The following is a 21,674-nucleotide window of genomic DNA, read 5'->3' on the forward strand; positions in this document are numbered from 1 at the left end:
AGGGCGCACGGTTGAAGGTGTCGCGTGGAGAGGAGTGGGATGCGGACGGCGATCGTCGGCGCTGTGCTGCTCCTCCTCGGTGCGGTCGCGGTGCTCACCGGCCTGCTGCCCGGCGCGGACGCGCTTGCCCTCTGGGATCGCGTCTGGCCGATCCTGCTCTTCGTGGTCGCGGTGACCGTGGTGACCGAGCTGGCTGCGGAGGCCGGCGTGTTCACCGTGGTGGCCCAGCAGACCGCGCGCTGGGGTCGCGGGCGGGCATGGCTGCTCTGGCTGCTGGTGGCCGTCGTCGCGACGCTGAGCACGATCTTCCTGTCGCTCGACACCACCGCGGTGCTCCTCACGCCGGTCGTGATCGTGCTGGCCAGGCACTCGGGGCTGGACCCGCTGCCGTTCGCGCTGACCACCGTCTGGATCGCGAACACCGGCTCGCTGCTGCTCCCGGTCTCCAATCTCACGAACCTGCTCGCCCAGCACGCGATGGGCAGCCCGACGCCGTTCGCGTTCGCCGCGCTGATGTGGGCGCCGGCGCTCGTGGCGATCGTGGTGCCGCTGGTGGTCGTCTTCCTGATCTCGCGGAAGCAGCTGCTGCTCCGCTACGAGACGGGGCAGGAGGACGGCATCGAGGACCCGGTGCTGTTCTGGATCAGCGCCGCGGTGGTGGTCGCGCTGATGCCGCTGCTGGTCTCCGGCATCCCGGTGTGGATCCCGGCCTCGGGCGCCGCGGTGGTGCTTCTGGTGGTCTTCGCGGTGCGCCGGCGCTCCGTGCTGCGGTTCGGGCTGCTGCCGTGGCAGCTCGTCCTGCTGGCGTCCGGGCTGTTCCTGTTCATCGAGGCCCTGCACGCGAACGGCCTCGGGACGCTGCTCGCGCGGGTGTCCGGCTCGGGGGAGTCGCCGCTGGCGCTGCTGCGGCTGTCGCTGACCGGGCTGGTCGGCGCCAACGCGATCGACAACCTCCCCGCCTACCTGGCGCTCGAGCCGGCGGCGGGCAGCCCGGTTCGCCTGGCGGCGCTGCTGATCGGGGTCAACGCCGGCCCGCTGATCACGCCGTGGGCGTCGCTGGCGACCTTGCTGTGGCACCAGCGGTTGACGTCGTTCGACGTCCGCATCCGCTGGGGCCGCTACATGCTCCTCGGCCTGATCGTCGCGCCGGTCACCGTGGTGCTCGCGACCCTCGCCCTTGCTGCGACCGCCTGAGCCTCTACTCCGCAGGCAGGAGCTGCGCGGCCGTGACGATGCGCCGCCGCGCGACCGCCGCGAGGGCGAGCGCGAAGCCGATCGCGGTCCAGATCAGGAGGCCTCCCAGGCCCCGCCAGAGGCCCGTCGACCCGTCCACCACGCCCTGCAGGGCCGTGATCGCGGGCGACGTCGGCAGCCACGCCGTCACGCTGTCGAAGAACCCGGGTGCCGTCGACACGATCCCGGAGGCGAGCGTGACCACGACCACCAGCATCGACAGGAACCGCCCGAGGCCGCCGAGCAGCGCCACAAGCCCGTGGTTGACCGCCGCGAAACAGACCGCGGTCGCCGCCGCCACACCCGCGAAGCCGAACCACGCGCCGACGCTCAGCTGCATCGCCGGCTGCATGATCGCCGCCACGAGCACGCCCTGCACGACGCCGATCGCGGCGGCCGGCAGGAGCCCGTCGGACGCGATCAGCCCGGCGGCGCGGGAGGTCAGCAGCGCACGCCGCGAGATCGCCTGCAGCACCAGGAAGGACGCGAACGCCCCGAGCCACAGCGCGACCGACGCGAACAGCGGAACGCTGGAGGTCCCGAACGCCGCGGTCCCCGACTGCTTCTGGCCGACCGGCTGCGAGGCGACGGATGCCAGGTTGGTGCGCTGGCCCGCGTCGTAGCTCGGGAGCTGCGCGACGGCCTGGTTCAGCCCGGAGGCGAGGGTGGCCGCTCCCGCCGCGGACTGGTCGGCGCCGGACGCGAGCGCGGGGACGCCCGCCGCGAACTGGCGCACGCCTGCCGCGTACTGGGAGGCGCCGTCCGCCGACTGCTGGACTCCCGACGCGAGCTGCTGCGCGCCGGAGGCCGACTGCGACGCTCCGGACGCGAGCTGCTGAGCGGCCGACGCCGACTGGGCGAGCTGGCCGGGCAGCGGCGCGACGCTGTTCGAGAGGGTCTGGGCTCCGGCAGCCACCTGGGTCGCGGCGGCCTGGAGTCCCAGTTTGGGGTTCGGATTCGTGATCCCGTCGATCGTCGCCTGGATCTCGACGCAGATGGAATCGTTCGCTCCGTGCGCTGTCACGCACGCTTTCTGGAGCTGGGTCAGTCCGGCCACCGTCGCGCCGACGCCGTCGCGCACCCCCGCCGTGCCGGTCGCAAGCTGGGCCGCTCCCGCGGGGAGCTGCTGCGCCGCGGCCGCGCCCTGCGAGACGCCGTTCGCGTACTGCGTCAACCCGTTCGACAGCGTCCCGAGTCCGCTTGCGAGCCCGGACGCGCCGCCGGAGAGCTGGCCGAGCCCGCTGGCGAGCGAGTCCGCTCCCGTGGAGAGCTGGGTCGCCCCGTCCGCGAGCTGGTGGGTGCCGCTCGCGAGCTGCGTCAACCCGGTCGAGAGCGATCCCGCGCCGGCCGCCGCCTTGGCGAGCTGGTCGTGCAGCGTGTTGAACCCGACGTACACGTTCTCCAGGTAGGTCGTCGTGAGCTGCTTGTTGAGCACGCCCGTCGCGGTCGTGGTCACGGCCTGGCTGATCGCCGGGTCCACGAGCTTGGACTTCTGGCTCGTGCGCACGTCGATGGTCGCCTGGGTGGCGGCGCCGGAGGTTCCAGCGGTGGAGGTCGCCGCCTTCGAGAAGTTCTTCGGAATGGTCACCACGGCCACATAGCTGCCGTCGGCGACGCCCGCGCTCGCGTCCTTCTGGTCGGTGAGCACCCAGGTGAAGTTCTCGTTCTTGGCGCCGAGGAGCCCTGCGGCCATCTGCCGGCCGAGCGGCACGACCTGGCCGTTGACGGTGACCGGCTGGTCGAGGTTGACCACGGCGGCCTTCACCTCGCCGAGGCGGTCGGTCGGGTTCCAGAGCGCCCACACCAGCAGGCCGCCGATGACGAGCGGCACGAGGACGATGCCCACGATGGTCAGCCAGGTCACGCGCTTGTCGGAGCGCATCCGCTCCAGCGAGAACAGCGAGCGCGGGCGGCGGAGAGCCACGTTGGAGGAAGAGGAGGGCGTCGGGGTGGTCATCGGGCGTCGGCCTTCTCGAGGTGGGCGGCAGGGTGGTGGTCGGCGTCGGCAGGCGCCGTCGTAGTCGCCGGGGGAGCGGAGGCGGTGCCGTGCGCCGCCCCGTCGGAGTCGACGGCGAGCCGCACCGTGGTGGGCTCGGCGGTGTCGGGGAGCAGGTCGTCCAGCCCGGACGGGTCCACGCAGCTCACGACCAGCGCGAACGGCCGGCCGGCGGCGGAGGCGTCGGCGAACGCGCGGCAGAGCTCGACCCGCACCCGCCGCCGCTCGACGGGGTCGGTCAGGCTGTCGGCCGCGTCGAGGGCGAGGATGACCGGGGAGCTCGCGAGCGCGCGGCGCACGTCCTCCACCGGCGTTTCGGCGTGGTCGAGCCGGACCACGGAGGTCCGCGAGCGCACGGCCGAGCCGCGGGTCGGGAGCACGACGCCGGCGACCTTGACCGTTCCGCCGTCGACGCGCGTACGGCCGGTGACGGCCATCAGCAGCGCGAGGGCGGCCGTGCGGTCCGGTCCGTGCACGACCAGGGCCTCCCCGTCGGCGAGCCGGAAGCTCACGTCTCGCAGGATCGGGGTGCGCCGCGCGCTGACGGACAGGCCGTCCGCCGCGGCGATGCTCCGGGAGCCCGGCGCCGGCCAGTCTGCCAGCTCCAGCTCCTTCTGCAGCCCGTCGCCCTCCACGTCGAAAGAGGGGAGCACGCGGTCGAGCCAGCGCGGCATCCACCAGGCCTTGTCGCCGAGGAGCTGCAGCACCGCGGGGACGAGCGTCATCCGCACGATGAACGCGTCCACGAAGACGCCGACGGCGAGGCCGAGCGCGATCGGCTTGATGGACGCGTCGCCCTCCGGCACGAACGCCGCGAACACCGAGATCATGATGATGGCCGCGGCCGTGACGACCTTGGCCGAGCCGACGAAGCCGCTCTGGATGGCCCGGCGGGCGTCGCCGCCGTGCACGTAGTCCTCGCGGATCCGGCTGACCAGGAAGACCTCGTAGTCCATCGCCAGCCCGAACAGCACGCCCATCAGGATGATCGGCATGAAGCTGATCACCGGCCCGGTCTTGTCCAGATGCACGGCCTGCCCGAACCAGCCCCACTCGAACACCGCCGTGACCGCGCCGAAGGCGACGCCGACCGACAGCAGGTAGCCGAGCGCGGCCTTGATCGGAACGGCGATCGAGCGGAAGACCATCGTCAGCAGCACGAGGGAGAGCCCGACGACGAGGATTCCGAACGGCAGCAGTGCTCCGGCGAGCCGGCTGGAGACGTCGATCTGGGCCGCTGTCGTGCCGGTCACCTTGAGATCCACGCCGTACTCGTCGAGGAAGTGCTGGTGCTTCGACCGCAGCTCGGAGACGAGCTGCGCAGTGCGCGGGTCGTCCGGCGCCGTGGTCGGGACGACTTGCACGATGCCGGTGTCCGCGTTCTGGTTCGGTGTGGAGAGCGGCACGGCGGCGACGCCGGGGAGGTCGGCGATCTCCGCGCCGAGCTTCTTCATCAGCCCGAGCGGGTCGTGACTGGAGATGATCGAGCCGGTCACGATCAGCGGGCCGTTGTAGCCGGGGCCGAAGTGCTCAGACACCAGGTCGTAGGCGATGCGCGCCGGATCGTTCTTGGGGTGCGACCCGGCGTCCGGGAGGGCGAGGCGCAGCTGCAGGGCGGGCACGGCCGCGATGCCGAGGACGACCACGACCGCGAGCACGGTCGCGATCGGGAAGCGCGTGACGGCGCGCACCCAGGTGCGGAACGGGCCCTTCGGGATGTCGGCCTTCGCCGCGTGCGCGAGCGACGGGTTGGCGCGCGTCACCGGCTCGGGAGCGGGCGTCGCGGCCTCCACACCGGCCGGCCCTGTCGCCTTCGCACGCGTCGCCGCCCGCTCGGCCCGCTTGGCCGCGCGGTGCCCCGGCGTGATGCGCGCCCCGGCGAAGCCGAGGAACGCCGGCGTCAGGCTGAGCGCCACGAGCACCGCGATGCCGACCGCGACCGACGCCGCCAGCCCCATCGTGGTCAGGAACGGGATGCCGGCGACGGCCAGCCCGGCCAGCGCGATGATCACCGTGATCCCGGCGAAGAGCACAGCGGACCCCGCCGTCGCCACCGCGCGGGCGGCGGACTCCTCCGGATCGACCCCCGCCTTCAGCTGGCTCTGGTGCCGCGAGATGATGAACAGCGAGTAGTCGATCCCGACCGCCAGCCCGAGCATCAGCGCCAGCAGGGGAGTGGTCGAGGAGATCGGCCCGAACAGCGTCGCGAGGAAGATCAGCGCCATCGACAGGCCCACACCGAGCAGGGCGGTGGCGAGCGGCATCCCGGCCGCGAGGATCGACCCGAACGTGATGATCAGCACCACGATCGCGATCAGCAGCCCGACGCCCTCCGTCGGCGAGATCGTGGGCAGGGACTGCGAGAAGAGCTGGCCGCCGACCGCGGTCTGCGAGCCGGACGGCAGCTCCTTCTGCAGTGCGGACCCCGCGTCTTGGATCGCGGTCTTGGTCGCTGCGGTGACGGTGGTCTGCTGACCGTGGAGCTGCACGGTGATGATCGCGGCCGTGCGGTCGTCCGAGATGAGGTTCTTGACCGTCGAGCTGTACGGGGAGGTCGTGCCGGCGACGCCGGAGGTCTTCGCGAGGTCGGCGACGGTGCTCTCCACCGGGTCCTGGATCGCGGCCTGGTCTACCGTCTCGCCCTTCGGCGCCACGACGACGATCTGTGCGCTGGTTCCGCTGACCTGGGGGAAGGTCCGGCTCAGCGTGTCGAGTGCCTCCTGGGACTCCGTGCCGGGGATGCTGAACGTGTTGTCCGTGCCCTGGTTGAAGGCGATGGCGCCGCCGGCGAGGAGGACGAGCAGCAGCAGCCACATCGCCAGGACCAGCTTACGGGCGCGGAAGGCCCAGCGGCCGATCGAATACAGGAGCGAGGACACGCGTTCTCCAGTAGTGAAAAGGGAACGACGGCGGGGGACCGACCGTCGAAAGGGTTTCGATACACCGTCGTATCCGATGCCCGACTGTATCGGATACACTCGTGTATCGGGAACTCGGCACAGGAAGGTTTCAGCTTGAACAGCACGGCTCTCAGAGACGACGCGCCTGTCGAGTCCGCACGCCGGCAGCGCACCCGCACGCGCCTCCTCGACGCCGCCTTCGACGTCTTCGCCGAGCAGGGCGTCAAGGCCGCGAGCGTGGAGACGATCGCCGAGGCGGCGGGCTTCACACGGGGCGCGTTCTACTCCAACTTCTCCAGCAAGGAGGAGCTCTTCTTCGCCCTGATGGAGCGCGAGAAGGCCATGCGCCTCGAGCAGCTCGACGCCGGCGTCGAGCAGTTCCTGCGGCCGTTGGTCGGCACGGGTGGAGTCGAGCTCGACGACGCGGACGTCCTCCGCACGATCACCCGCATCCTGGAGCTGCAGTCCGACGACCGGCGCTGGTGGCTGGTGCAGTCGGAGTTCCTGCTGCTCGCCCTGCGCGACCCGGCTATCTCCGCGGACTTCCTGCGCTACCAGGACGGCTTCTTCCAGGAGCTCACCGAGACGGTCGTCGCCGCGCTCGCGAGCGCCCGCCGCCGGTTCACCATCGACCCGGAGGAGGCGGTGCGCGTCATCGCCGAGCTGTGCGCGAACGGGGAGGCCAGAGCGCTGCTCTCCGGCGACGAGCGGAAGTTCGCCGAGCGGCTCTCCGAGTCGGTCCCCGCGATCCTGCTGGCCCTCACCGAGCGGGTCTGACCCGAAGGTTTGATCGAACGCCGAGCATCACCCGGTAACGTGTGCTCGATGCGACGTCGACTGCTCCGTCCGGCCCTCGCGACCGCGCTGTGCGCGGCCGTGCTGCTGGTCGTCGCCGCGTGCGCCGCGCCGGCGAACCCGGAGGCGACGCCGGGCGCGGCCGCGAGCGCCACGCCGTCCCCGAAGTCGACCCACGACCCGTTCCCGAAGCAGCAGCTCACGGCGCAGACCCGGTACGTCGCACTCGGCGACTCGTTCGCCGCCGGGATGGGCGGGGGAGACGAGACCGGCAAGTGCCGCTCCAGTCCGTTCGCCTACCCGAGCGTGTTCACCCGCGCCTCCGGGGTCGACCTGGTCGTCAACGCGTCGTGCGCGGGGGCGACGACCTCCGACCTCCTCAAGCACCAGCTCATCGCCCTGGACGACCGCACGAACCTGGTGACCGTGAGCATCGGCGGCAACGACCTCGGCGTGGCCGCCATCGCGGCCGAGTGCTCGTCGGGGAAGGCGGTCGCCTGCCGCAACGGCGTCTCCTCGGCGCTGTCGCTGCTGAACGTCCTCCCGGAGCGGCTGGCGGCGGTCTACGGCGCCATCCACCTCGCCGCCCCGAACGCCCGCATCGTCGTCACCGGCTATGCGGTGGTGTTCGACAACTACGACCCGAAGTCGCCGACCTTCGGAACGGACACCGCGATCAACGCGGCGACCCTCGGCCTCAACCAGACCATCTCGGACGTCGTGGACACCCAGCGGGCGCAGGGCGTGCCGATGACCTACGTCGGCGTGGACTTCGCCGGGCACGGCATCGGCTCCAAGAAGCCGTGGCTGAACCTCAGCGGGATCGACGCCTTCCACCCGACCGCAGCGGGCTACGCGCAGTACGCGAACGCGCTGGTGCGGCTGCTGGGTCGAGCGAAATAGCAGGGTCGTCTTCCGCTGCTTCGCGGGCGATGGGGTCGCTGCCGTCGATGTTGGCGCGCGCGAACTCCAGCGTCTCGCGGAGCATCGCCGCGCGTTCCCCGGCGTCGCGGGCCTTGCGCGTGTTCACCTCCGCGACGATCGAGCCGTCCCAGCCCGCGGCCGCGAGCGAGCGCAGCACCTCGGCGACCGGCTGGCTGCCCCGCCCGGGGATGAGGTGCTCGTCGAAGACGCGCGAGTCGTCCAGCGGGCCGGAGCCGTCGCACAGGTGGACGTGGCGCAGTCTCGGACCGAGCTGGTTCGCGAGGTCCAGCCCGTCCACCCCGCTCAGCGCGGCGTGCGAGAAGTCGAGGGTGACCGCGTCGCAGTCCATCCCGACCGGGTTCCAGTGCGGGACGTAGCCGGCCATCGACCGGCCCGCGACCTTCCACGGGAACATGTTCTCGACCGCGACCGTCACGCCGGTGCGCGCGGCGGTCGACCGGACGAGGCCGAGGAAGTCCTCCGCATAGCCGGACTGCCAGCGGAACGGCGGATGCACGACGACCGTGTCGGCGCCCAGCTCCGCGGCGAGCTCGGCCGAGCGCTCCAGCTTCACGCCGGGGTCGCGCCCCCACACGAAATGCGTCAGCAGCAGGACCGGCGCGTGCACGCTCAGGATGCGCGTGCCGTAGCGCTCGGCGAGCCTCCGGAGGGGCTCGGCCGACTGCGTCCGGTCGTCGCGGGTGACCATGACCTCCACGCCGTCGTAGCCCAGCTCGGCGGCCGTGCGGAAAGCCGTCTCGACCCCGAGCGGGTAGACGCAGGTCGTGCCCATGCCGATGCGCATCACGACCGCCACTCTAACCACGGCGCCTGAACGAGCAGTGTCCTGGGAGGTAACGTGCGCCCGTGCCGGCCACTGCGGGCGCTGGTACTGTGGCAGGCAGACCATCGCATCAACTGGGGGAGTTGACCCACCATCAGCCAGACGTCCGAAGCCTCGACAACCGAAACGTACGACCTGGTGATCGTGTCCAACCGACTGCCCGTGGACCGCGTGGTCGACGAGGCGGGGCAGGCGACCTGGCGGCCGTCGCCGGGCGGTCTGGTCACCGCGCTGCAGCCCGTCATGCGCGCCGAGGACGGCGTGTGGGTCGGCTGGGCCGGCGTGGCGAATGAGGAGGTCGAGCCATTCGAGGCCGACGGCATCAGCATCCTCCCCGTCGCGCTCAGCGAGCAGGAGCTGCAGGAGTATTACGAGGGCTTCTCCAACGACACGCTCTGGCCGCTCTACCATGACGTGATCGCCCAGCCGAGCTACCACCGCGAGTGGTGGGACAGCTACGTGCGCGTCAACCGTCGGTTCGCCGACGCGGCCGCGGGCGCAGCCGCGCATGGCGCCGTGGTCTGGGTGCACGACTACCAGCTGCAGCTCGTCCCGGCGATGCTGCGGGAGGTGCGGCCGGACCTGGTCATCGGCTTCTTCAACCACATCCCCTTCCCGCCGTACGGCATCTACTCGCAGCTCCCGTGGCGGCGCCAGATCATCGACGGCCTCCTCGGCGCCGACGTCATCGGCTTCCAGCGCGTGGCCGATGCGGGCAACTTCTCGCGTGCCATCCGGCGGCTGAAGGGCTACGAGACGCGCGGCCCCATCATCGAGGTGCCGATCGACAGCGACGACCCGGAGGCCGGTTCGCACCGCCATGTGACCACCAACCGGCACGGCGGGCTGGTGCGCACCGTGCTGGCGCGGGCCTTCCCGATCTCCATCGACGCCGACGCGTACCAGGAGCTCGCACGACGCCCGGCCATCCAGGAACGCGCCAAGGAGATCCGCGAGGAGCTCGGCAACCCCGAGACGATCATGCTCGGCGTCGACCGCCTCGACTACACCAAGGGCATCGGCCACCGACTGAAGGCCTTCGGCGAGCTGCTGCGTGACGACCGCATCTCGGTGGAGGACGTGACCCTGGTGCAGGTCGCGAGCCCCAGCCGCGAGCGCGTGGAGACGTACCGCCAGCTCCGCGACGAGATCGAGCTCACGGTGGGGCGAATCAATGGCGACTACGCCACCCTCGGCCACACGGCCGTCGCCTACCTCCACCACGGCTACCCCAAGGAGGAGATGGTCGCGCTCTACCTCGCCGCCGACGTCATGCTGGTGACCGCCCTCCGCGACGGCATGAACCTGGTGGCCAAGGAGTACGTGGCGACACGCGTGGACGAGGACGGCGTGCTCGTGCTGAGCGAGTTCGCCGGCGCCTCCGACGAGCTGCGCCAGGCCCTCCTGATCAACCCGCACGACATCGAGGGCCTGAAGGACGCCATCCTGCAAGCCGTCGCGATGCCGAAACGCGACCGCGTGCGCCGGATGCGCGCCCTGCGCAAGAAGGTCCTCACCAACGACGTCGCCCGCTGGTCCGCCAGCTTCCTGGAGGCGCTCACCCGCAGCGCCCACGGCGACCACCCCCTGCAGAACCCGCCGGTCAACCGGCGCTGACCCCTGCGGTCACGCCAGAGCGCCCAATGACCCAGAGAGCCGATCGACAGAGAGCCGCATGACAGACACTGCACCCTCCGCCCAGCCCGCCGCCATCGCCCTCGCGACCGCCATCGCGCGGCTCGCGGGAGCCGAGCGCCTCCTGCTCGCGCTCGACTTCGACGGGACGCTCGCGCCCTTCGTGGACAAGCCCAAGTCGGCGCGCGCCCTCCCGGAGGCCAAGGCCGCCCTCGACCGTCTCGAAGCGCTGCCGAACACCTGGATCGCGTTCGTCTCCGGGCGGCCGCTCTCCAGCCTGGAGATCGTCACGGAGGCCGACGAGGACGCACTGCTCATCGGCTCCCATGGCGTGGAGATCCGCTTCGGCCGCGACGGCGTCTCCCTCGACCTGACCGATGAGGAACGCGCGACGCTCGAGAAGCTGGGCGAGACGCTCGGCGCTCTGGTGGAGAGCGTCCCCGGCACGCGCCTGGAGGTCAAACCGGTCGGATTCGGCGTCCACTACCGCCTGCTGGAGGGCGAGGAGGGCGCGGCCGTCGTGTCCCGCGCCTACGAGGCCGCCGCCTCGGTCAGCGAAGCGCTGACCATCCGCGACGGCAAGGACATCATCGAGTTCTCGGTCCGCGGCGCGAACAAGGGCGACGGCATCGAGCGCCTCCGCGAGTACACGAAGGCGACCGCGGTGCTCTTCGCGGGCGACGACGTGACCGACGAGGACGGCTTCGCCGTGCTCCGCCCGGCGGAAGGCGATCTCGGGATCAAGGTCGGGGACGGCGAGACGGCGGCGCAGTTCCGCGTGGCGGACGAGCGGGCGGTCGCGGTGCTGCTGGGGCTGCTGGCGGATGCGCGGGCCTCCGCGGGTCCGTCCTCCGACGGCTGACGGGTCAGTCCTCCACAGGTTGCCCCGATCGGGGCTTGTCCACCGCTTCCGACTCATGGCCGGACCGGCATCCAAACGGTTCTAGAGTGGTCACATGCCAGAGATCGATTGGAAACCGCGCTCTCGCGTGGTCACGGACGGAATCGAAGCCACGACCAGCCGCGGGATGCTGCGGGCCGTCGGCATGGGGGATGCGGACTGGGAGAAGCCGCAGATCGGCATCGCCAGCTCGTGGAACGAGATCACGCCGTGCAACCTCTCGCTCGACCGCCTTGCGCAGGGCGCGAAGGAGGGCGTGCACTCCGGCGGCGGCTACCCGCTCCAGTTCGGCACCATCTCGGTCTCCGACGGCATCTCGATGGGCCACGAGGGCATGCACTTCTCGCTGGTCTCGCGCGAGGTCATCGCCGACTCCGTCGAGACGGTGATGATGGCCGAGCGGCTCGACGGCACCGTGCTGCTGGCGGGCTGCGACAAGTCGCTGCCCGGCATGCTCATGGCGGCGGCGCGGCTCGACCTCTCCGCGGTCTTCCTCTACGCGGGCTCCATCGCGCCGGGCTGGGTCAAGCTCAGCGACGGCACGGAGAAGGACGTCACGATCATCGACTCGTTCGAGGCGGTCGGCGCGTGCAAGGCCGGCAAGATGAGCGAAGAGGACCTCAAGCGCATCGAGTGCGCCATCGCCCCGGGCGAAGGCGCCTGCGGCGGCATGTACACCGCCAACACGATGGCCTCCGTCGCCGAGGCGCTCGGCATGAGCCTCCCGGGCTCGGCAGCGCCGCCCTCGGCCGACCGCCGTCGCGACTACTTCGCCCACCGCTCGGGCGAGGCCGTGGTCAACCTGCTCAAGCAGGGGATCACCGCGCGCGACATCCTCACCAAGAAGGCGTTCGAGAACGCGATCGCCGTGGCGATGGCCTTCGGCGGCTCGACCAACGTCGTCCTGCACCTGCTCGCCATCGCGAACGAGGCCGAGGTCGAGCTCACCATCGACGACTTCAACCGGATCGGCGACACGGTGCCGCACATCGGCGACCTCAAGCCGTTCGGCAAGTACGTGATGAACGACGTCGACCGGCACGGCGGCGTCCCCGTCGTCATGAAGGCCCTGCTCGACGCGGGGCTGCTGCACGGCGACTGCCTCACCGTGACCGGCAAGACGGTCGCCGAGAACCTGGCGGAGATCAACCCGCCCGCGCCGGACGGCAACGTCATGCGCTCGCTGGACAACCCGATCCACCCCACCGGAGGACTCACCATCCTCAAGGGCTCGCTCGCCCCGGAGGGCGCGGTCGTCAAGACGGCCGGCTTCGACGCCGACGTGTTCGAGGGCCCCGCACGCGTGTTCGAGCGCGAGCGCGCAGCGATGGACGCTCTGACCGAGGGCCGCATCAGCGCGGGCGACGTCGTCATCATCCGCTACGAGGGCCCCAAGGGCGGCCCGGGGATGCGCGAGATGCTCGCGATCACCGCCGCCATCAAGGGCGCAGGGCTCGGCAAGGATGTACTACTATTGACGGACGGACGATTCTCAGGCGGCACAACCGGCCTGTGCATCGGCCACATAGCACCCGAAGCGGTGGACGCAGGTCCCATCGCCTTCGTGCGCGATGGTGATCTGATACGGGTCGATATCGCGGCTCGCTCCCTCGACCTACTTGTCGACGAGTCAGAGCTGACCGCCCGCCGTGACGGCTGGGCTCCTCTTCCTCCGCGCTATACCCGTGGCGTTCTCGCGAAGTACTCCAAGCTCGTGCACTCCGCTGCGGAAGGCGCGGTCACGGGGTAACCCTTCGCCCCCATTCAGATTCATCAACCTCGCACGTAAGGGATCGATAAGGCATGACGCCGGATGCAACCCCCAGCTCAGTGTTGCCCCCCGCGGCGCCCGGAAAGGCGTCGCCCGAAATCCTGACCGGCTCCCAGTCGGTCGTCCGCACCCTCGAGCTCCTCGGCGTCACCGACGTCTTCGGGCTGCCGGGCGGTGCGATCCTCCCCATCTACGACGCGATCATGGACTCGTCCGCGATCCGTCACATCCTGGTCCGGCACGAGCAGGGCGGCGGCCACGCGGCCGAGGGCTACGCCGTCGCCGCCAACAAGGTCGGCGTCGCGATGGCGACCTCCGGCCCCGGCGCGACCAACCTCGTCACCGCGATCATGGACGCGCACATGGACTCCGTCCCCGTCGTGTTCATCACCGGCCAGGTGTTCTCCACGCTGATGGGCACGGACGCGTTCCAGGAGGCCGACATCGTCGGCATCACCATGCCGATCACGAAGCACTCCTTCCTGGTCAAGAAGGCCGAGGACATCCCGGCCACCATCGCCGCGGCGTACCACATCGCCGGGACCGGACGACCGGGCCCGGTGCTGGTGGACATCACCAAGGACGCCCAGCAGAACGCCGTGCCGTTCGTCTGGCCGCCCAAGATCGACCTGCCGGGCTACCGGCCGATCACCAAGGCGCACGGCAAGCAGATCCTCGCCGCGGCGCAGCTCATGGTCGAGGCGAAGAAGCCGGTGCTGTACGTCGGCGGCGGGGTCATCCGCTCGCGCGCCTCGCAGGAGCTCCTGGAGCTCGCCGAGGCGACCGGCATCCCCGTGGTCACCACACTGATGGCGCGCGGGGCGTTCCCCGACACGCACAAGCAGCACCTCGGCATGCCCGGCATGCACGGCACGGTGCCCGCGGTGCTCGCTCTGCAGGAGTCCGACCTCCTTATCTCGCTCGGTGCGCGCTTCGACGACCGGGTCACCGGCAACACCTCGCTCTTCGCGCCGGACGCGAAGATCGTGCACGTCGACGTCGATCCCGCCGAGATCTCCAAGATCCGGGTCGCCGACGTCCCCATCGTCGGCGATGCCAAGGACGTCATCGTCGATCTGACCGCGGCCTACCAGGAGGCCACCCGCACGGCCGCGCCCGACCTGGTCGAGTGGTGGACGTACCTCAACGGGCTCCGCGAGGAGTTCCCGCTGGGCTTCACGCCCACCAGCGACGGCCTGCTCGCGCCGCAGCACGTCATCCAGCGGATCGGCGAGCTGACCGGTCCGGAGGGCATCTACACCGCCGGCGTCGGCCAGCACCAGATGTGGGCGGCGCAGTTCATCAAGTACGAGCGCCCCAACTCGTGGCTGAACTCCGGCGGAGCAGGCACGATGGGCTACTCGGTCCCGGCGGCGATGGGCGCGAAGGTCGCCCAGCCCGACCGCGTCGTGTGGGCGATCGACGGCGACGGCTGCTTCCAGATGACCAACCAGGAGCTGGCCACCTGCACGATCAACGACATCCCGATCAAGGTGGCGATCATCAACAACTCGTCGCTCGGGATGGTGCGGCAGTGGCAGACGCTCTTCTACGACGGCCGCTACTCGAACACCGACCTCAACACGGGGCACGACACCGTCCGCGTGCCCGACTTCGTGAAGCTCGCCGAGGCGTACGGCGCCCTCGGCATCCGCGTCACGAAGGAGGAGGAGGTGGACGCCGCCATCAAGCTGGCGCTGGAGACGAACGACCGCCCGGTCGTCATCGACTTCGTCGTCAGCGCCGACGCCATGGTGTGGCCGATGGTGCCGCAGGGCGTCAGCAACAGCTACGTGCAGTACGCACGCGACCACAGCCCGTCCTTCGGAGAGGAGTGACCCCCATGAGCACACACGTTCTGAGCCTCCTCGTCGAGGACAAGCCCGGTCTGCTGACCCGGGTCGCCGGCCTGTTCGCGCGGCGCGGCTTCAACATCCACTCGCTGGCGGTGGGCACGAGCGAGGTCGACGGCCTCTCGCGCATCACCGTCGTGGTGGACGTGGAGGAGCTGCCGCTGGAGCAGGTCACCAAGCAGCTCAACAAGCTGATCAACGTCATCAAGATCGTCGAGCTGGACCCGGCGCAGTCGGTCCAGCGCGAGCACCTCCTCATCAAGGTGCGGGTCGACAACTCGACCCGCTCCCAGGTTCTGGAGGCGGTCAACCTCTTCCGCGCCCGCGTCGTCGACGTGGCCACCGACGCCCTCGTGATCGAGGTCACCGGCGACAGCGGCAAGACCCAGGCGCTGCTCAAGGTGCTGGAGCCCTACGGGATCAAGGAGATGGCGCAGTCCGGCCTCCTCGCGATCGGCCGCGGCGGCAAGTCCATCACCGAGCGCGTCTTCAAAAACTGAACCCGCCACCCGGCGGACGGAACCAGCACCACATCACGAAGGAGAACCCCCACAGTGGCTGAGATCTACTACGACAACGACGCGGACCTCTCGATCATCCAGGGCAAGAAGGTCGCGGTCATCGGCTACGGCTCGCAGGGCCACGCGCACGCGCAGAACCTCCGCGACTCGGGCGTCGAGGTCGTCATCGGCCTCAAGGCAGGCTCGAAGTCCACCCCGAAGGCCGAGGAGGCGGGCTTCCGCGTCCTCTCCGCCGCCGACGCCGCCAAGTGGGCCGACGTCGTCGTCATCCTCGCGCCCGACCAGGTGCAGCGGAACCTCTACAAGGACGACATCCAGGCCAACCTGGAGGAGGGCAACGCCCTCGTCTTCGGCCACGGCTTCAACATCCGCTTCGGCTACATCGAGGCCCCCGAGGGCGTCGACGTGATCATGGTCGCCCCGAAGGGCCCTGGCCACACCGTCCGTCGCGAGTACGAGGCCGGCCGCGGCGTCCCCGTCATCGTGGCCGTCGAGAAGGACGCGACCGGCAACGCCTGGCCGCTCGTCCTCTCCTACGCGAAGGGCATCGGCGGCCTCCGCGCCGGCGGCATCAAGACCACCTTCACCGAGGAGACCGAGACCGACCTGTTCGGCGAGCAGGCCGTCCTCTGCGGCGGCGTCTCGCAGCTCGTCCAGTACGGCTTCGAGACCCTGACCGAGGCCGGCTACCAGCCGCAGGTCGCCTACTTCGAGGTGCTGCACGAGCTCAAGCTCATCGTGGACCTGATGTGGGAGGGCGGCATCGCCAAGCAGCGCTGGAGCGTCTCCGACACGGCCGAGTACGGCGACTACGTCTCCGGCCCGCGCGTCATCGACCCGCACGTCAAGGAGAACATGAAGGCGGTGCTCTCCGACATCCAGGACGGCACCTTCGCCAAGCGCTTCATCGCCGACCAGGACGCGGGCGCGCCCGAGTTCCTGGAGCTCCGCAAGAAGGGCGAGCAGCACCCCATCGAGGCCACCGGCCGCGAACTGCGCAAGCTCTTCGCGTGGAACGCGTCGAACGACGACGACTACGTCGACGGCGAGGTCGCGCGCTGACCGCGACGCGCTGAGCCACGGCATCCCGGACGGGGCCGCACCGGAGGATCGGTGCGGCCCCGTCCGCCGTTCGCCGCAGCCCTCGCGCCGCTACGCCGCCTCGTGCTCGATGACCGCGTCCGTCCCCGGGTAGACGAGCGTCTCGTGCCCGTCGTCGAACCGGACCAGGTAGGGCGGTGCGCCGTCCTCGCCGCGCACCTCGATCACCGAGCCGTGGCGGTCGGCGGACTCCACATGGGTGCCCCGGATGCAGATCCGGTCTCCGATCGTCGCCTGCATGACGGCCTCCTCCCTGAACCCTCCCCTCCGACGTTACGCCGGGGCCGCCGCGGCGGGAATGCCGCTATCGTGGCCGCATGCCCGAACCCCGTCGCACCGCTGTCGAGATCGCCGTCCAGGATGTCGCGGGGGTGCGCGTCGCGCTCGCGGAGGGCGCTGACCGGATCGAGCTGTGCGTCGCGCTGGGGCTCGGCGGGCTGACCCCCTCCGCGGGACTGGTACGCGCCGCGGTCGCGGAGGCGCGAGAGGACGGCCGCACGGGCTTCGTGCACGTGCTCGTCCGTCCGCGTGGAGGCGGCTTCGTCTACGACTCCGACGAGCTGGACACGATCGTGGCCGACATCCGCTTCGCCCGCGAGGCCGGCGCAGACGGTGTGGTGATCGGCGCTCTGGACGAAGCGGGCCGCATCGACCGGGAGGCCGTGGCCCGGTTCGTCGCGGAGGCCGGCGGGCTCGACGTGACGTTCCACCGCGCCTTCGACACCCTCCCCGACCCACTGGGCGCGGCCGATGCGCTCGCGGAGCTGGGCGTCGCGCGCGTCCTCACCTCCGGCGGGGCCGCGCGCAGCATCGACGGGGTCGACGGACTGCGGGCGCTGGCCCAGCGGGCCGGCGCCCGGCTGCAGGTGATGGCGGGCGGGGGAGTGCGCGTGCAGGACATCCACCCGCTCATCGCCGCGGGTGTGGACGCTGTCCACCTGTCGGCGCGCGAGTCGGTGTCCGGCGCGCCGAGCGGGCCGGGCGGCGGGGACGCGACCTACGACATCACCGACCCGATCACGGTCAGGGAGGCGGTCGCCGCCGTCCGTGACGCCCGGTCGTAACGCGGCGAAAGGCAGCATTGCGCTCCCGCTAGAGTTAAGCAACCCGCGCACCGACGACTGCTGCGCGTCTTCTCCCAAGCCAGCCTCCCTGTAAGGAAACTGCCACGTGACAAAGCCGGTCGTGCTGATCGCCGAAGAACTCTCGCCCGCCACCGTCGACGCCCTCGGGCCGGACTTCGAGATCCGCAACGTCGACGGGACCGATCGGCCGGCGCTGCTCTCCGCCGTCGCCGACGCGGACGCCATCCTGGTGCGCTCCGCCACCAAGGTCGACGCCGAGGTGATCGCCGCCGCGAACAAGCTGCGCGTCATCGCCCGCGCCGGCGTCGGCCTCGACAATGTGGACATCAAGACCGCCACCAGTGCCGGCGTCATGGTCGTCAACGCGCCGACCTCCAACATCATCTCGGCCGCCGAGCTGACCGTCGGCCACATCCTGAGCCTCGCCCGGCACATCCCGGCCGCGCACAGCGCGCTGGCGCAGGGGCAGTGGAAGCGGTCCAAGTACACCGGCGTCGAGCTCTACGAGAAGACGGTCGGCATCATCGGCCTCGGACGCATCGGCGCGCTCATCACCGCCCGCCTGCAGGCGTTCGGCACCAAGGTGATCGCGTACGACCCCTACGTCACGAGCGCCCGCGCGCAGCAGCTCGGCGTCCAGCTCGTCAGCCTGGACGAGCTGCTCACCGAGGCCGACTTCGTCACCATCCACATGCCGAAGACCCCGGAGACCACCGGGATGATCTCCGACGACCAGCTCGCGCAGATGAAGCCGACCGCGTTCGTCGTCAACGTCGCCCGCGGCGGCCTGATCGACGAGGACGCCCTGTACCGCGCGCTCAGCACCAAGAGCATCGCCGGCGCCGGCCTCGACGTGTTCGTGACCGAGCCGCCGACCGAGTCGCCGCTGCTGGAGCTCGAGAACGTCATCGTCACGCCGCACCTCGGCGCCTCGACCGACGAGGCGCAGGAGAAGGCCGGCGTCTCCGTGGCCAAGTCGGTGCGCCTCGCGCTCTCCGGCGAGCTGGTTCCCGACGCGGTCAACGTCGCCGGCGGCGTCATCGACCCGTACGTGCGTCCCGGCATTCCGCTGGTGGAGAAGCTCGGCCAGGTGTTCTCCGGCCTCGCCCACAGCCCGCTGACCAGCGTCGACGTGGAGGTGCGCGGCGAGCTGGTCGACTTCGACGTCAGCGTGCTGAAGCTCGCGGCGCTCAAGGGAATCTTCACGAATATCGTCTCGGGGACGGTCTCCTATGTGAACGCGCCGCTCCTCGCCGAGCAGCGCGGCATCGAGGTGCGGCTCATCACCGACTCGGTGAGCGAGGAGTACCGCAACCTGATCACCCTGCGCGGCGCGCTCAGCGACGGCTCGCAGGTGTCGGTCTCCGGAACGCTCACCGGCACCAAGCAGATCGAGAAGGTCGTGGAGATCAACGGCTACGACGTGGAGGTGCCGATCGCCGAGCACCTGATCGTCATGGTCTACGACGACCGCCCCGGCATCGTCGCGGTCTACGGCCACGAGTTCGGCGAGGCGCGGATCAACATCGCCGGCATGCAGATCGCGCGGACCGCCGCCGGCGGCAAGGCGCTCAGCGTCCTGACCGTCGACTCGCGCGTCCCGGAGGGCCTGCTGGAGAAGGTCCGCGTCGCGATCGACGCCGACCTCCTGCAAGAGATCGACATCACCGAGCAGTAACTCCCGCCGAGGGGCACGTTGTTGTCACTTTTCGCCGCGAAAGGTGACAACGACGTGCCCCTCGAAAAGTTCTTGTCGCGCGCTGTCGATTTCGACGGTTGACTTGCGTCGTAGGGATGTCGCCCCGGACGGGGCGGCGTTCCGGCGAAGTGAGGAGACCACGATGTCCGACGAGTACGTTCTGCTCATCCGCGAGCCGAACTGGGACCCCGAGGCGATGACGGCGGAGGAGTGGCAGGCCGGGATGGCCGGCCACAAGGCATTCCAGGACGCCGTGGTCGCGGCCGGTGAGCGGATCGTCGCCACCGGCGCCCTGCAGCCTGTCACCAAGGCGGCGAAGATCACGCCGCGGGAGGGCGGCGCTCCGCTGATCACCGACGGGCCGTTCAGCGAGACCAGGGAGGTCGTCACCGGCTTCTACAGCTACACCGCGTCGACGCCGGAGCAGGCCAGGGAGCTGGCCGCGATGGTGCCGACCGGCGGCTGGGTGGAGCTGTACCCGGTGCTGGTGCTCGACACGGTGCGCTGAGCAGCGCCGTGACCGCGGCCTCCCGGATCGAGCGCGCTTACCGCGAGGACGCCGCCCGCATCCTCGGCGCGGTCGCGCGCACGACGGGCGACCTCCTGCTCGCCGAGGACGCGGTGCAGGAGGCGTTCGCGCGCGCCGTCGCCGAGGCGGCGCGCGGCCGCGAGCCGCGGAACCCCGCGGCCTGGATCACGACGGTCGCGCGCCGGGTCGCGCTCGACGCCTTGCGGCGCGAGCGGTCCGCCCGGCGGGTCGCGCCGATGCTGGCGGCGGAGGCCGAACGTGCAGAGAGCGCCGCGGCCGCCGACGCCGAGGAGAGGGGGGACGACGCGGTGTTCATCGGCGATGAGCGACTGGACCTCATCCTGCTCGTCGCGCATCCCGACCTCGCGCCGGAGACGCGCGTCGCGCTGGCGCTGCGGCACGTCTGCGGCGTGCCGACCGCGCGGATCGCGGACGCCTTCCTGGTCTCCGAGACCACGATGGCCGCCCGGCTCACCCGCGCCAAGAAGCGCGTCCACGACTCCGGCCTCCGGTTCGCCCTCGACGACGCGGCGGCGGTCGCGGAGCGGATGCCGGACGCGCTGACCACGATCTACCTGCTCTACACGGTCGGGCACGCGACCGCGGACGACCGGCTGCGCGCCGACGCGATCGCCCTCGCCCGCGACGCGCACAGGGTATCGGGTGACGCGGAGAGCGCCGGGCTGCTCGGCCTGCTGCTGCTCACCGAGGCGCGCCAGGCCACCCGGCTCACCGCGGACGACGAGTTCGCGACGCTGCGGGAGGCCGACCGGTTGCGCTGGGACGTGGCGATGATGGTGGAGGGGGAGCGGTTGGCGACCGTCGCGCTCGATGGCATGGGCGACGGCGACGGGCGGTACGCCCTCCAGGCGGGCATCGCCGGGCTGCACGCCATCGCGCCGGCCTGGGAGGACACCGACTGGCCCGCGATCGTCCGGCTCTACGACGGGCTGGTGCGGGTCTGGCCGAGCACGTCGGCGCGACTCGGCCGGCTGGTCGCGCTCGGGCACAGCCCGGACGCCGGTCCGCAGGTCGCCCTCGCCGCCCTCGACGCCGAGCCCGACCTGTTCGTCGGGCCGCTGGCCTCCCGGGCGCACGCGGCCCGCGCCGAACTGCTGCGGCTCGCGGGCGATCGTGCCGGTTCCGACGTCGAGCTGCGGCGGGCGATCGGGACGACCGACGACGACCGGACCCGACGGTCGCTGCTGCGGCTGCTCGCTGCTGGCGGCGCCTGAGCCCGGTTCAGTCCAGCCGGCTCAGTCCCGCGCGCTCAGCCGCTCGACCAGCCCGATCAGCTCCTGGACGTCGGTCTCGTCGCGGAGCACGGTGTTCGCCGCCGGCAGCAGTGCGGTGTTGTAGTACATCCCGTCGCCGATCAGCATGATGGTGCGCGCCACCATCCGGTCGCCGACGACGGCCTCCAGCTCGCTGAGCCACTGCCGCTGCGCGTCGGCGAGGGCGTCGCTGGCGCGGGCGTCGGAGGCCTGGGCCAGGCGGGCGATGGCGACGATAACTCGCTCCAGGCGGTTGTCGGAGGGGATGGACGTCCGCAGGAAGTAGGCGACCGGCCCGTCCGGCGCGGCGCGCATGTGCTCGATGTCCGCGGCGAGGTCGGCCGCGAAACGCTCCAGGACACCGTCGACCAGAGCGTCCTTCGACGCGAAGTGGTAGAGCAGGCCGCCCTTGGAGACGCCGGCCCGCGCGGCCACGGCCTCCAGCGTCGCCGCGCGCTCGCTCTGCTCGGCGAGCAGGTCCTCGAAGGCGTCGAGGATGCGGTCACGAGCGGACCGGGAGGGGGGAGCGGGTGAGGTGGACGCCGGTGAGGCGGGGGAGGACATGGGGCCATGCTAGCCGCGCCGACCTGCGCTCCCGCGTCATTGACCACTG

18 protein-coding genes are annotated in these 21,674 nt (G+C 71.0%); 13 read left to right on the forward strand and 5 right to left on the reverse strand.

Annotated elements, in window-relative coordinates; genetic code table 11:
* The first annotated feature begins 39 nt into the window (after positions 1-39).
* The gene (locus tag ABH923_RS19970) at positions 40-1,194 is read left to right on the forward strand and encodes an SLC13 family permease (RefSeq protein WP_370057138.1); all 1,155 of its coding nucleotides are present in this window, start codon (positions 40-42) and stop codon (positions 1,192-1,194) included.
* A gap of 4 nt (positions 1,195-1,198) precedes the next feature.
* Here the strand turns inward: ABH923_RS19970 and ABH923_RS19975 are convergent, their stop codons facing one another.
* Positions 1,199-3,190, reverse strand: coding sequence for a YhgE/Pip family protein (locus ABH923_RS19975; protein WP_370057139.1), 1,992 nt, complete (start codon positions 3,188-3,190; stop codon positions 1,199-1,201).
* A complete protein-coding gene (locus ABH923_RS19980) occupies positions 3,187-6,108 on the reverse strand; it encodes an MMPL family transporter (RefSeq protein ID WP_370057141.1) in 2,922 nt (973 codons plus the stop codon). The genes ABH923_RS19975 and ABH923_RS19980 overlap by 4 nt, the downstream gene beginning before the upstream one ends.
* 135 nt (positions 6,109-6,243) lie before the next feature.
* Here ABH923_RS19980 and ABH923_RS19985 point away from each other — a divergent pair, with 135 nt between their 5' ends.
* Positions 6,244-6,906, forward strand: coding sequence for a TetR/AcrR family transcriptional regulator (locus ABH923_RS19985; protein WP_370057142.1), 663 nt, complete (start codon positions 6,244-6,246; stop codon positions 6,904-6,906).
* Between the two features lie 48 nt (positions 6,907-6,954).
* Positions 6,955-7,827, forward strand: a complete 873-nt coding sequence (locus ABH923_RS19990; protein WP_370057143.1) for an SGNH/GDSL hydrolase family protein — start codon at positions 6,955-6,957, stop codon at positions 7,825-7,827.
* Here the strand turns inward: ABH923_RS19990 and ABH923_RS19995 are convergent.
* Entirely contained in the window at positions 7,739-8,653 is a 915-nt protein-coding gene (locus ABH923_RS19995; RefSeq protein WP_370057405.1) for a sugar phosphate isomerase/epimerase family protein, read from the reverse strand. The genes ABH923_RS19990 and ABH923_RS19995 overlap by 89 nt on opposite strands.
* 183 nt (positions 8,654-8,836) lie before the next feature.
* Between ABH923_RS19995 and otsA the strand changes: the two genes are divergently transcribed.
* The 6 genes from otsA to ilvC all read left to right on the forward strand — a co-directional run bounded on the left by otsA (position 8,837) and on the right by ilvC (position 16,435).
* Complete coding sequence (otsA, locus tag ABH923_RS20000; RefSeq protein WP_370057144.1) at positions 8,837-10,309, forward strand: alpha,alpha-trehalose-phosphate synthase (UDP-forming); 1,473 nt, start codon at positions 8,837-8,839, stop codon at positions 10,307-10,309.
* Positions 10,310-10,367: 58 nt separating this feature from the next.
* Positions 10,368-11,189, forward strand: a complete 822-nt coding sequence (gene otsB, locus ABH923_RS20005) for a trehalose-phosphatase (protein ID WP_370057145.1) — start codon at positions 10,368-10,370, stop codon at positions 11,187-11,189.
* Positions 11,190-11,283: 94 nt separating this feature from the next.
* On the forward strand, positions 11,284-12,978 hold the full coding sequence (gene ilvD, locus ABH923_RS20010) for a dihydroxy-acid dehydratase (RefSeq protein ID WP_370057146.1): 1,695 nt from the start codon (positions 11,284-11,286) through the stop codon (positions 12,976-12,978).
* Positions 12,979-13,031: 53 nt separating this feature from the next.
* Positions 13,032-14,837: an acetolactate synthase large subunit gene (locus ABH923_RS20015; RefSeq protein ID WP_370057147.1), complete on the forward strand. Its 1,806-nt coding sequence runs from the start codon at positions 13,032-13,034 to the stop codon at positions 14,835-14,837.
* A gap of 5 nt (positions 14,838-14,842) precedes the next feature.
* Positions 14,843-15,352 carry an acetolactate synthase small subunit gene (gene ilvN / locus ABH923_RS20020; RefSeq protein ID WP_185277752.1) on the forward strand — a complete coding sequence of 170 codons (510 nt, stop codon included), beginning with the start codon at positions 14,843-14,845 and terminating at the stop codon, positions 15,350-15,352.
* A 54-nt stretch (positions 15,353-15,406) separates the two neighbouring features.
* On the forward strand, positions 15,407-16,435 hold the full coding sequence (gene ilvC / locus ABH923_RS20025; protein ID WP_370057148.1) for a ketol-acid reductoisomerase: 1,029 nt from the start codon (positions 15,407-15,409) through the stop codon (positions 16,433-16,435).
* A 90-nt stretch (positions 16,436-16,525) separates the two neighbouring features.
* On the opposite strand, the gene ABH923_RS20030 is transcribed toward ilvC, so the two are convergent.
* Entirely contained in the window at positions 16,526-16,714 is a 189-nt protein-coding gene (locus ABH923_RS20030; RefSeq protein WP_370057149.1) for a DUF1918 domain-containing protein, read from the reverse strand.
* A gap of 77 nt (positions 16,715-16,791) precedes the next feature.
* On the opposite strand from ABH923_RS20030, the gene ABH923_RS20035 reads away from it, so the two are divergent.
* The 4 genes from ABH923_RS20035 (at position 16,792) to ABH923_RS20050 (ending at position 21,022) form a co-directional block, all read left to right on the forward strand.
* Positions 16,792-17,538 (forward strand): copper homeostasis protein CutC, encoded by a 747-nt coding sequence (locus tag ABH923_RS20035; protein WP_370057150.1) that lies wholly within the window; start codon positions 16,792-16,794, stop codon positions 17,536-17,538.
* A 106-nt stretch (positions 17,539-17,644) separates the two neighbouring features.
* Positions 17,645-19,237, forward strand: a complete 1,593-nt coding sequence (gene serA, locus ABH923_RS20040; protein WP_370057151.1) for a phosphoglycerate dehydrogenase — start codon at positions 17,645-17,647, stop codon at positions 19,235-19,237.
* Between the two features lie 163 nt (positions 19,238-19,400).
* Positions 19,401-19,766 carry a YciI family protein gene (locus tag ABH923_RS20045; protein ID WP_370057152.1) on the forward strand — a complete coding sequence of 122 codons (366 nt, stop codon included), beginning with the start codon at positions 19,401-19,403 and terminating at the stop codon, positions 19,764-19,766.
* An 8-nt stretch (positions 19,767-19,774) separates the two neighbouring features.
* Positions 19,775-21,022 (forward strand): RNA polymerase sigma factor, encoded by a 1,248-nt coding sequence (locus tag ABH923_RS20050; RefSeq protein ID WP_370057153.1) that lies wholly within the window; start codon positions 19,775-19,777, stop codon positions 21,020-21,022.
* 21 nt (positions 21,023-21,043) lie between these two features.
* Here ABH923_RS20050 and ABH923_RS20055 read toward each other — a convergent pair whose 3' ends face one another.
* Positions 21,044-21,625 (reverse strand): TetR/AcrR family transcriptional regulator, encoded by a 582-nt coding sequence (locus ABH923_RS20055; protein WP_370057154.1) that lies wholly within the window; start codon positions 21,623-21,625, stop codon positions 21,044-21,046.
* Positions 21,626-21,674: the final 49 nt, after the last annotated feature.

Source organism: Leifsonia sp. EB41 (genome assembly GCF_041262565.1).
Taxonomy (GTDB): domain Bacteria; phylum Actinomycetota; class Actinomycetes; order Actinomycetales; family Microbacteriaceae; genus Leifsonia.